Annotated in this window: 1 protein-coding gene; it reads left to right on the top strand. The window is 23.9% G+C overall.

Features of this window, described 5'->3' with window-relative positions:
* Window positions 1-234: aminotransferase class I/II-fold pyridoxal phosphate-dependent enzyme (locus KK083_RS32880; protein ID WP_254170310.1), on the top strand; the 234-nt coding region annotated here is incomplete at both ends.

The following is a 234-nucleotide window of genomic DNA, read 5'->3' as shown; positions in this document are numbered from 1 at the left end:
ATCTAAAATTAATTGTTCTATAGAAAAATACTTTGCAAAAGAAGAAGATAATTTTCATATAAATTTAGAAAATCTTATAAAAACTATCAATGCTAAAGATTATGATTTGGTAGTAATCTGTAATCCTAGTAATCCAACTGGATTTGCATTTACTAAAGTAGAAGTGAGAGAAATTTTAAAAAATACAGACTCATTTTTAATGATTGATGAGACTTATGTAGAGTTTACTGATAC

Origin of the sequence: Chryseosolibacter histidinae, from assembly GCF_018598225.1 — a bacterium.
Taxonomy (GTDB): domain Bacteria; phylum Bacteroidota; class Bacteroidia; order Cytophagales; family Cyclobacteriaceae; genus Chryseosolibacter; species Chryseosolibacter histidini.
Note: the sequence above shows the minus strand (reverse complement) of the source record. Positions and strands in the feature narration are given on the sequence as shown.